The organism is Serratia sp. (in: enterobacteria), assembly GCF_051654945.1.
Classification (GTDB): Bacteria; Pseudomonadota; Gammaproteobacteria; order Enterobacterales; family Enterobacteriaceae; genus Chania.
On the sequence record NZ_JBOFZA010000043.1, the window covers coordinates 197,802 to 209,146 of the forward strand.

The following is an 11,345-nucleotide window of genomic DNA, read 5'->3' on the forward strand; positions in this document are numbered from 1 at the left end:
ATTTCGGACTCCATATTCTTGCTTGCCAAGCTACAAATAAAAACCTGTCATTAAGGTGAGAGTCATCACACTTTATCCATTGTTAGAAAAAATCATCCAGTCTATCGGGGATTAGTTAAATTCAGTCAGCCGAAACCGACGGCTTTGTTAAAAATAATCTAACAATGATAAAGTCATTCAATGAAAATTTAAGCCAATAAAATAATAGCCGTCTGGATCACATTATTACCAACCCAAGTTTATACAGTAGGCGTCAGAGATAGTTTAAATAACCCGTAGTAACGAAAGGACTGTCTATGAAAGTCTCTAAGCAACAACTGCATCAACTGATTCAAAATAAAATCCACTCCGCAGGCCTGAGCCAGGAACACGCTGGGATTGTCGCGGACGTTTTGGTCCATGCGGATGCGCGCGGCATCCATTCACATGGCGCAGTGAGAGTGGAATATTATTCTGAACGTATCAGCAAAGGCGGTACCAATAACAACCCGCATTTCACCTTTGAAAAAACCGGCCCTTGCAGCGCAGTTTTTGATGGCGACAACGGTGCCGGGCACGTCGCGGCCAAACTGAGTATGGATCACGCCATCGCAATGGCGAAAGAGAATGGCGTGGCGGTAGTAGGCGTTCGGCGTATCGGCCACAGTGGCGCGCTGTCTTACTTTGTGCAGCAGGCCGCCCGTGCTGGCATGATTGGTATCTCGGTCTGTCAATCAGACCCGATGGTCGTTCCTTATGGCGGCGCAGAAGTTTATTACGGCACCAACCCTATCGCCTTCTCGGCACCGGCCGAAGGCGACGACATCATGACCTTTGATATGGCCACCACGGTTCAAGCCTGGGGCAAGGTGCTGGATGCCCGCTCACGTAACGTGCCTATACCGGATACCTGGGCAGTAGACAGCGAAGGTAAAAATACCACCGATCCTTTCGCCGTCAGCGGGCTGTTGCCTATCGCCGGGCCAAAGGGTTATGGCCTGATGATGATGGTCGATATTCTCTCCGGCGTACTGCTTGGCCTACCGTTCGGTAAACATGTCAGTTCGATGTATCACGACTTAAGCGCTGGCCGGGAATTGGGCCAATTGCATATCGTGCTCAACCCAAGCTATTTCACCAACGAAGCAACCTTCCGCAAACATATCAGCCAGGTCATGAGAGAGTTGAATGAAATCAAACCGGCTCCTGGCGTGAAACAAGTGCTCTATCCTGGGCAGGGTAGCCATATGCGTGAAATAGAAAATGAAAAGAACGGCATCGATATTGTCGATGATATTTATCAATACCTGATATCTGACGATATTTATCAACGCTCCTACGACCACAAAGATCCGTTTGCCAGTTAAGCGGCAGATAAATTCACGCTGGCGGAGAAATGCTCTTTTCACCGCCATTTCCCATTATCTCCCTCCCGACAAAGCAAAGTTGGCGCATGTCTCAGGGAAGTTACAAGCAGGCAGATAAATATGAAAAATTTCCAACAAGAAATTAGCGAAACTTCCGGCTGGTTATCCAGGATTGGGGCCGATCCCAGCGGTGGCATGACGCGCTTGCTGTATACCCCTGAATGGGTGGCAGCCCAGCAGGCGCTGAAGCAGGCCTTTGAAACTGCCGGTCTGGCAACCTCCTATGATGCCATCGGCAATTTGTCCGGGCGTCTGCAAGGCAGCAAATATCCCGACCAGGTGATCCTGTCCGGCTCGCATATCGATACGGTCGTCAACGGCGGCAACCTTGATGGGCAGTTTGGCATCGAAGCCGCCTATCTGGCGATCAAGCATCTGCAAGAAACTCACGGCACGCCGCTGCGTACGCTGGAAGTCATCTCGCTGGCCGAGGAAGAAGGCAGCCGTTTCCCTTACGTTTTCTGGGGCAGCAAGAATATCGTCGGTTCGGCCCGTGCGGAAGACGTGCGTAATATCAGTGATGCCAAAGGGGTGAATTTCGTTGATGCCATGCACGGTGCCGGTTTTGACTTCCGCCCGGCAAACCAGCCGCTGCGCCAGGATATCGCCGCCTTTGTTGAGCTGCATATCGAGCAGGGCAAAGTGCTGGAGACCGAAGGAAAAACCATTGGCGTCGTCACCAGCATCGTCGGCCAGCGCCGCTACGATATCAAACTGAAGGGCGAGGCCAACCACGCGGGCACCACGCCAATGGGCTACCGCAAGGATACGGTGTATGCCTTCAGCCGGATTTGCTGCGAATCTATCGCCAAGGCCAAAGCGGAAGGCGACCCGCTGGTGCTGACCTTCGGCAAGGTCGAACCCAAACCGAATACCGTCAACGTCGTACCCGGCTTTACCCATTTCACCATGGATTGCCGCCACACCGACAAAGCGACGCTGCTGCGCTTTACCCAGGAGATCGAAGCCGATATCCAGCGCATCTGCGCCGAAATGGGCATCGAGGTGGAAATCGACCTGTGGATGGATGAAACCCCCATCCCGATGGACAAGCAGCTGCTGGCCTGCGTCAGCCACCTGTGCGAAAGCCACAAGCTGAACTACCGTATGATCCACAGCGGCGCCGGTCATGACTCACAGATTTTTGCCCCACACGTGCCAACGGTCATGATGTTTGTGCCCAGCATTGCCGGTATCAGCCATAACCCGGCGGAAAAAACCGAGCTGGCCGATCTGGCTGAAGGGGTGAAAATTCTGGCACATACCTTATATCAACTGGCCTATACCGAGCAGGGAGCCCGCCTATGAGCAATGGTAAAACCGCCTCCAACACCGGGTTTGACCCGCTGTACTGGAAAAAAATCGTGGTGGTTCTGTGTCTGGGCTGGGCGGTGATCTGGATTTATCGCACGGTACTGACGCCGATTTTCCCTGAGATGCAAGCCACCATCGGCGAACATTCGAACGCCGAGATGGGCCTGATCGCCAGCTTCTACTTCTTTGCCTATACCGGCATGCAGATCCCGGCCGGGATCCTGGTGGATAAATTCGGTAAGAAAGTGGTGCTGATCCCGGGCTTTTGTCTGTTTATCATCGCCACCTTGCTGATTGGTAACGCCACCAGCCTGGCCATGATCTACGCCGGTAGTCTGCTGGCCGGGATGGGGTGTGGCTCTTACTACGGTTCTGCTTACTCGCTTTCCTCTGAAAACATCCCGTTGGAACGCCGTGGTTTGGCTACCGCCATTATCAACAGCGGCTCCGCGCTGGGGATGGCCATCGGCCTGATCGCTTCCAGCCTGCTGGTGAAAAGCATGGGGATGGACTGGCAGATCATGCTGTTTATCATCACCGGTCTGCTGGTGGTGATGACGTTGGTGTTCTTCCTGGTGATCAAAGGAGGCTCCTACACTGCTTCACTGGCCGCCAGCCCGGCAGCCAAGACGAGCACGGTGGTTGAAGATACCGAGGAAGTCAGTGGGTTGTTCAGCCTGCGGATGATTTCCGCCTACGTGATGTATTTTGCCACCTGCTATGGCTACTACATGATCGTGACCTGGTTGCCGTCCTTCCTGCAACAGGAACGTGGCTTTGAAGGCGTGGCCATCGGCTTCTCTGCCGCGCTGGTTGCCTTTGCATCCGTACCGGGGGCGCTGTTCTTCAGCCGCATGTCCGACCGTTTCCGCGCCAAGAAAGTGCAGCTGATTATCTTCCTGCAAATTTGTGCCGCAGTGATGCTGGTCTGCACCGTGATCTCGCCAGACTCCACGACCCTGCTGATCAGCCTGGTGCTGTACGGCCTGCTCGGCAAGCTGGCGGTTGACCCGATCATGATCTCCTTTGTGGCAGATAACGCACCGAAGAAAGGCTACGGCACCAGCTTCGGCGTATTTAACTTCTTCGGCATGTCCTCTTCGGTAATTGCGCCATTCCTCACCGGGGTGATCTCCGACAGTACCGGCTCCAAGGTGATGGGATTCTATATCTCGGCCGCCATTCTGTTGATTGGTACCGTGATCTTCTTTACCGTCAACGTATTGATGAAACAGAAAAATAAACGCCAGACGACGGCGCAGGCATAAATTTTTATTGCAGGGCTGCGGCCCTGACTAATCAGGAGAATTATCGTGGGTTACATTAATAATCAGATTGGCTATCCAAAAGACATCCTGGCTTCACGCTCCATTATCAAACGTGACAACTATGCGGTGATCCCGCCAGATGGCCTGGTGCGTAACAACATCCCTGGCTTTGAGAACTGCGACGTCACCATTCTGGCCACCCCGAAGCTGGGCGCCACCTTTGTCGATTATCTGGTGACGCTGCATGACGGCGGCCGTAACCAACAGGGCTTCGGCGGCGAGAATATTGAAACCTTGGTCTACGTGATCGAAGGTAACATTACCGCCTCCGCCGACAGCACCGATTATCCCCTCACCACCGGCGGTTATCTGTATTGCCCGGCGGGCGTCATGCTGCGCCTGGAAAACACCAACGGTGGCAAACCAAGCCAGCTGTTCCTGTATAAGCGCGTCTACAACCGCATCAAGGGCTACGAAGCCCATGTAGTCAGCAACAACGTCAACCAGCTGGAACGAATTCACTATGAAGGCATGAGCGATGTGATCTTGCAGGATCTGTTGCCGAAGGATCTGGGGTTCGATATGAACATCCATATCCTGTCCTTTAAACCGGGTGCCAGCCATGGCTACATTGAAACTCACGTGCAGGAGCATGGCGCGTATATTCTCAGCGGTGCCGGGGTTTATAACCTGGACAACGAGTGGATCCCGGTCAAGAAAGGGGATTACATCTTTATGGCCGCCTACGTGCCGCAAGCCGGCTATGCGGTGGGCCAGGAAGAGTTCAGCTATATCTATTCAAAAGACTGTAACCGCGACGTCGACTTCTAAACCCCTAACCCACAGGGAGAGGAAGCTGTTAGCCCCAGCTATTTCGTAGGTGAAGAGTTCATCTCAGCAACAGCGACTTCCCAAAATAAAGGCCACGCTGTACCTCGCGTGGCCTAACTTATTGCAACAGCTTTTTATCTAACATCGGACAATCAATAACTCGCCCCCAGCCCCTCCTCCAACAGGTGTTCATGACATCCACTGATGAGGTCTGATAACTGAGTTTAATACCGCTACACCACAAGCCCGAGACTGGCGGGGAACATACAGGTTAGCCGACCGTTGAGCGCAGGGATGCCCGACTGCGAGCTCCCACGGACGGGTTTACGGCGTGTCGGCGTTCTGCAAGCTCCCCACCTGTAGCACTATTAGGCGCAGCTGTTTAGTGACATCAAATACCATTTACTTAACCTTATCCCACGGAATGATATTCTCAACCAACACCGCCAGCAGCACGCCAATCAACAGGCCATTGCTGAACAGCGGCCGGATGGTGATCGGCACTCCCTGCCAGAAAGATGAGGGCATGCTCATCAGGAAAACGCCCAGAAACAGCGGCAGCGCCAGCCGATAAATGTTCCGGCTATTGAGTTCGATTTTGTTGATAAACAACACCGATGAGAACAGCAGAGGCAGGTAAGATGCCAGCATCACGGCGCTGCTGACCGTGAGCGGAATGCTACAGAAGAATTGCGCCAGCGGCGTCATAATCCCCACCAGCAGAAATATCACGCTACCGATAATGAACGAGCGCCGGCTGCTGTCTTGTGTCTGGGTCAGCAGGCCAATCGATGACACAAAGGGCGAAAATGGCACTATGCCCAAAGGAGCCGCCAAGCAGGTCAACCCGCCGGAAACCATAAAGCTGCGCCGAAACAGGCTTCTGCCCGCCGGGCCATCCGTATAAAAAATATCGGTGCCATGAATAGCGGCAAAGTTATTCGACACGTTGACCAACCCGGTCAGTACGGCGCTAATCACGATCCCCCAATGTAATTCCTGCGGCCAGCCTAGTGGGAACAGCACCCAGCCGCTGCCCTTGATCGGCTCACCGGTTGGCGCAAACCACCAGCTGTAAATACCCCAGCCAAGCAGCGTGCCGATGAGCAGCGCATATTTGCCGATCGCCCGCGGTAAAAAGGCAATGATGCCGATAATCATCAGCAACACCGTAAATGCCCAGAAAAAGGCCGGGTAGTTAATGGTCACCACGCCGGTATAAACGCCAAAAGGCAGCCCCAACATCCCTTTCATAAAGATGGTGATCAGCTGCGCCCCCAGCAAAAACATAAACGTGGCCATCACCGCCGGGCGGAACAGCCGCGCCAGGCGAAAGCCCAATCCGCTAACCCCAATCAGTATGGTCAAGATGCCGGAGATCAAAATACCCACCGCCAGACTGCCACCGATTTCTGGCAACGGCGTACCGTTGGCTGCCTCTGCCAAGGTCAGGGTTAAGATGGTCACCCACCATAAGCCCGTTGGCCCTTCCATAATCGCCCGCCGATGACCGAAAAATACCTGCGCCAGGCAGGCCAGCGCGGTTGAGATAAAGGTGTACTGGGTAATGCAGAAGGTCACATCGGGGGAGAGGTTAAAAGCAGATTGCAGGGTCGGCGGGATCACCACCGTATTGCAGAAAATGAAAAAGAACCACTGCAAACCCGATAACCAGCCGCTACGGCTGGAACACAACCCGTTCATGGGGGCTTCCTTCATATCCAGGATCTCATCATTCAGACGCCCGCCCTGCGGCGGGCGCTGATTAGCCAATATTATTGCTGATGTTTAAGCACAAACTTGCCCATTGGACGCACACCAAAGCCCGCTTTGATATCGTAAATCACTTCACCGCGCAGAATGGTTTTGGTCACCCGCGCGTTGATTTTACGCCCCACATACGGGCTGACCTTGTGACGATACTCCAGATCGCCGGTAGCCAATACGTAGCTGTTGTTCGGCTGGATGAACACCAGGTCAGCATCTTTCCCTACGGCAATGCGTCCCTTATGTTTGAGACCAAAAATATCGGCGGCGTTAGTCGCCATCAATTTGGCAAACACCGGCAGCGTCATGCCTCTTTTCTGTACCGCTTCATCGAACATGATATCGACGCAGTTCTGGATCCCAGCGATCCCGCCCCAGGCCTGCATGATATTGCCCGCTTTCATATCCGGTGGGCACGGCGAGTGATCGGACACCAGGCAGTCGATTTCACCGTTAAACAACTTATCCCACAGCCCCTGCTGATTCTGTGCATCGCGGATCGGTGGTGAACACTTGGCCAGGGTGCCGATTTCTGCAAACTGATCGGTGTCCAGCACGAAATAGTGTGGGCAGGATTCACAGGTAACCTGTTGCCCTTCCTGACGTGCGCGGGTCACCTCCGCGACCCCTTCCGGGCTGCTGACGTGGCAAATATGCAGGCGACAACCGGCGACCTTCGCCAGATACAGCACCCGGCGGATGGCTTCAACTTCGGTAAATACCGGGCGAGAGGCCACGTAATCATGTGCCGTCACACGCTCTTCTGCCTTGGCTTCTTCCCCTAACGCATCGCAAATCAGGGCGTTTTCTGCATGCACCGCCACTAATTGATCCAGCTTGGCCAGGGTCTGCAGGCCTTTAAAGTATTCAAAATCATTTACGTCGCGGAAATCATTGCTGACGCTGCGATCGCCGCAGGTCGCTACGAAGCACTTATAGGCCACCACGCCGATCTCATCAAGTTCATGCAACCGGTCCAGATTGTAGGAAACCAGACCGCCAAACTGGGCCGCATCGATGGTGAGCTTGCCTTCCGCTGCCGAGAACTTCATTTCTATCGAGGCTCGGTCGACGGTGGCCGGGAGTTGGTTCAGCGGCATTTCGATCATGGTGGTGATGCCGCCTTTAGCCGCCGCACGCGTACCGGTTTCATACCCTTCCCAATGGGTACGCCCCGGCTCGGACATGTGCGCATGGGCATCGATCATCCCCGGAGCCACCACCATTCCGCTGGCGTCGATCTCCGTTTTGGCCCCGGAGAGGCCGTTGCCAATAGCGGCTATCTTGCCATCTTTGACCGCAATATCGGTAATGACGGCATCGTGTTCAAAAACAACCTTGCCATTTTTAATAATCAAATCGTATGACATATCATTCTCCTTCGTGAAATAAAATTAGCATGTTTTTACTTGAGGGTAATTGACCGTGTTCTCATATTCACTTCAGGTATATTCTTGCCGATTAACTACTGCTCTACTCTTGATAAGCGCATATAAACAGAATGCGCTGATAACGCCAACAAACCAGGAAACCCGCGATAAAGGCTCGAGAATTTCAATAAACTTGCCTCCCAACGACAACAGCACTGCGAACAGAGTCACAATAAATGCCACACTGTTAAAACCGTTATCATAGTATTTATAATTGCCGGGTTCGGTATATAACGTATCGAGATCGATCTCGCTGCGCATCACGATAAAATAGTGCGCCATCATCACGCCAATCACCGGCCCTAAAATCCCACCGATCACATCCAGGAACAGGTAAATGCTTTCCTGGTTCTCCATCAGTTTCCAAGGGCAGATAAGCAGGCTGATAATGCTGGCAATCACTACGCCATTTTTATAGGTGAGTTTTTTCGGCGCTATGGCGGCAATCTGATAGCCCGCAGGGATGATGTTACCGGTCGCATTGGTGGAGATGGTGGTCATCAGGATCACCAGTACCGCAAACACCGAGGCAAAAATACTGTCCCATTTTTGTACGATATCCAACACGTTCCAGGTATCGACGCCGTAATGAATACTGGCTCCGGCCAGGATACAGACGCTGGCAACGGCAAACAGCAGATAGCCAACCACCAATCCCAACGTTTGTCCCCAGGCCTGCTGACGGAAGCTGCTGGCGTTCTGGGTAAAGTCCGAAGCGCTGACCGCCGGGGCAGCCCATACCGCCACCACTGCGTTGATCACCACCAGGAACATGAAGCCACCGTTGTTGGTCGTAATGGCATTGGCCGGAACGTAGGCAATGATATTATCCAGACCGGCAATTGAGATGGCCCAAATAGCCATGCCGCCAAATACCACGTAAATGCATGGGTTGAGGATCGCGGTAAACTTGTTGAGGATACTGCCGCCACCCAGACCAATCGCCACGTTTACTGCCCAGAAAATCAGAAAGGCGATCAGCCCGGGCAGGCCGATCCCCAGCAGGTTAAAGTCCCCGCCCAAGGTCAGAAACTGCGGCCACAGTTTGCCAATCAGGATCAGGAAGGCCAACGAACCGGCATAGCATTGCAAGCCAAACCACATAATGGCGGCCACGCAGCCTCTGAGGATCCCCGGAAACAACGCGCCACGCACGCCATAGGAAGCGCGCAGGATCATGGCAAACGGAATACCGTACTTCGAGCCAGCTGCACCGTTCATCACCATCACAAAGGCAATAATAAATGCGCTGAGAATAATGGCGGCCATAATGCTTAAGGTAGAAAGCCCGAGAATAAAAAATCCCCCGACGGCCACATAGTTAGGAACGTTATGCACCGACCCCATCCACAAGGTAAAATAGTTAATACCCTTCCAGGTTTTCTTATCTGCTTCTTTGGGTAATAAATCCTCATGATAACCGCGCTGCTGGTAAATCTCTCGTTGCTTGCTATTGATAGAGTCCATGACAAGTCCTTCCTATCTTCAATAAGGAAATAGCGTAGGTAAGCTAATTTATTATTCATTAAAAACTGATGTTCTAAGCTTTATATTAAGAAGATACCAAGACAAACAAGAATATAACCATTAAAGAAATACGATAACCAGGATACAAGTTGCAGGCAGATAGCACCTGCAACTTGTTACGACTTTACTTTTAGCCAGCCACTTTATGGTTGGCCATAATTTCCAATGCCTGAACCAACGCCGAGTGGTCGAGATCTTTTCCACCATTGGCCGCACAAAGGTTGAATAACTCCTGGCAAGTGGCGGTATTAGGCAAACTGAGCGCCAGCGACTTCGCGCCCTGTAATGCCAAATTCAGATCCTTTTGATGCAGAGAGATACGGAAACCAGGCTCGAACGTTCGTTTGATCATCCGCTCACCGTGGACTTCCAGAATACGCGATGAGGCAAATCCGCCCATCAGCGCTTCACGAACCCGCGCCGGATCGGCACCTGCTTTGGAAGCAAATATCAGCGCCTCGGAAACCGCTTCGATGGTCAGGGCCACAATAATCTGGTTGGCGACCTTACAGGTCTGGCCATCGCCATTGCCACCGACCAGCGTAATGTTTTTCCCCATCAGCGCCAGCAGCGGTTTTACCCGCCCAAAGATAGCTTCGTCACCGCCGACCATAATGGTCAGGCTACCCTGCTTGGCGCCCACTTCACCACCAGAGACCGGCGCATCCAGATAATCGGCCCCCAGTTGGTTGATGCGCTTGGCAAACTCCTTCGTCTCCAGCGGTGAAATGGAACTCATGTCCACCAGGATCTTGTTTTTGAGCTGCGCCTCGGCACAGCCATTGGCGGCAAACAATACCTCTGCCACCTGCGGCGTATCCGGCACCATGATAAAAATAACGTCAGCCTGCTCGGCCACCTGTTTTGGCGTCGCACAGGCGATGGCCCCTTTTGCCACCAGCTCCGGCGGAACCTGATTCAAGGTGTTGGCATACAGCTGATGGCCGCCTGCGATCAGCTTTTCAGCCATTGGCGTACCCATGATCCCTAAACCGATAAAGCCTACTTTCATGATATGTCCCTCAATGTTGATATTGCTTGATCCATGACAGACCGGCTGCCGTCGTGGTGGCGGGTTTGTATTCGCAACCGATCCAACCGCTATAACCCATCTTGTCCAGCGCGCGGAACAGATAGTCGTAGTTGATTTCCCCGCTACCAGGCTCATGACGCCCCGGATTATCGGCAACCTGAATATGGGCAATCTTGCTCAGCAGATTTTCCATGGTCTGGGCGAGTTCGCCCTCCATGCGCTGCATATGGTAGATATCGTATTGAATAAACAGGTTGGGGCTGGCCACCCAGTCCATCAGTTCCAACGCCTGGCGAGTGGTTTGCAGGTAGAAGGCAGGCATATCGTATTTATTGATCGGTTCAACCAACAAACGGATATTGGCCTTGGCCAGCTCTCTGGCTGCATAGCTGAGGTTGGCGACCACGGTCTCATCGGTCTTATGCTGCGCGATGGACTTGTCCGGATTACCGATCAGGCAGTTGATCTGCGCACACCCCAGCGCACGGGCATATTCCACCGCCATGCCTACGCCATCACGAAACTCAGACTCGCGCCCCGGCAAACAAGCGATCCCACGTTCCCCCGCAGCCCAATCCCCGGCAGGCAGGTTCTGTAATACCTGCGTGAGTTGATTCTCTTCCAGCGCGCCTTTCAACGCCTGCACGGAATAATCGTAGGGAAACATATATTCAATTGCCGTGAATCCCTGCTCTTTGGCACAGCGAAAGCGCTGCATGAAATCGACTTCATTAAACAGCATCGATAAGTTGGCTGAAAACTTTGGCAT

The 11,345-nt window shown here is 53.0% G+C and carries 9 protein-coding genes; 4 read left to right on the forward strand and 5 right to left on the reverse strand.

Features of this window, described 5'->3' with window-relative positions; all coding sequences use genetic code 11:
* Positions 1-296 precede the first annotated feature (296 nt).
* From allD to allE, 4 genes are all read left to right on the forward strand, one after another.
* Entirely contained in the window at positions 297-1,346 is a 1,050-nt protein-coding gene (gene allD / locus ACRDCA_RS06995) for an ureidoglycolate dehydrogenase (RefSeq protein WP_438688874.1), read from the forward strand.
* Positions 1,347-1,466: 120 nt separating this feature from the next.
* Positions 1,467-2,714: an allantoate deiminase gene (allC, locus tag ACRDCA_RS07000; protein ID WP_438688875.1), complete on the forward strand. Its 1,248-nt coding sequence runs from the start codon at positions 1,467-1,469 to the stop codon at positions 2,712-2,714.
* Positions 2,711-3,988, forward strand: a complete 1,278-nt coding sequence (locus ACRDCA_RS07005) for an MFS transporter (protein ID WP_438688876.1) — start codon at positions 2,711-2,713, stop codon at positions 3,986-3,988. Before allC ends, ACRDCA_RS07005 begins: the two co-directional genes overlap by 4 nt.
* 45 nt (positions 3,989-4,033) lie before the next feature.
* On the forward strand, positions 4,034-4,819 hold the full coding sequence (allE, locus tag ACRDCA_RS07010) for a (S)-ureidoglycine aminohydrolase (protein WP_438688877.1): 786 nt from the start codon (positions 4,034-4,036) through the stop codon (positions 4,817-4,819).
* Positions 4,820-5,221: 402 nt separating this feature from the next.
* On the opposite strand, the gene ACRDCA_RS07015 is transcribed toward allE, so the two are convergent.
* From ACRDCA_RS07015 to hyi, 5 genes are all read right to left on the reverse strand, one after another.
* The gene (locus tag ACRDCA_RS07015) at positions 5,222-6,523 is read right to left on the reverse strand and encodes a uracil/xanthine transporter (RefSeq protein ID WP_438689026.1); all 1,302 of its coding nucleotides are present in this window, start codon (positions 6,521-6,523) and stop codon (positions 5,222-5,224) included.
* 71 nt (positions 6,524-6,594) lie between these two features.
* Positions 6,595-7,956, reverse strand: a complete 1,362-nt coding sequence (allB, locus tag ACRDCA_RS07020) for an allantoinase AllB (RefSeq protein WP_438688878.1) — start codon at positions 7,954-7,956, stop codon at positions 6,595-6,597.
* Between the two features lie 72 nt (positions 7,957-8,028).
* On the reverse strand, positions 8,029-9,483 hold the full coding sequence (locus ACRDCA_RS07025) for an allantoin transporter (RefSeq protein WP_438688879.1): 1,455 nt from the start codon (positions 9,481-9,483) through the stop codon (positions 8,029-8,031).
* A 190-nt stretch (positions 9,484-9,673) separates the two neighbouring features.
* Complete coding sequence (glxR, locus tag ACRDCA_RS07030) at positions 9,674-10,555, reverse strand: 2-hydroxy-3-oxopropionate reductase (protein ID WP_438688880.1); 882 nt, start codon at positions 10,553-10,555, stop codon at positions 9,674-9,676.
* Positions 10,556-10,565: 10 nt separating this feature from the next.
* Positions 10,566-11,345 (reverse strand): hydroxypyruvate isomerase, encoded by a 780-nt coding sequence (gene hyi, locus ACRDCA_RS07035; protein WP_438688881.1) that lies wholly within the window; start codon positions 11,343-11,345, stop codon positions 10,566-10,568.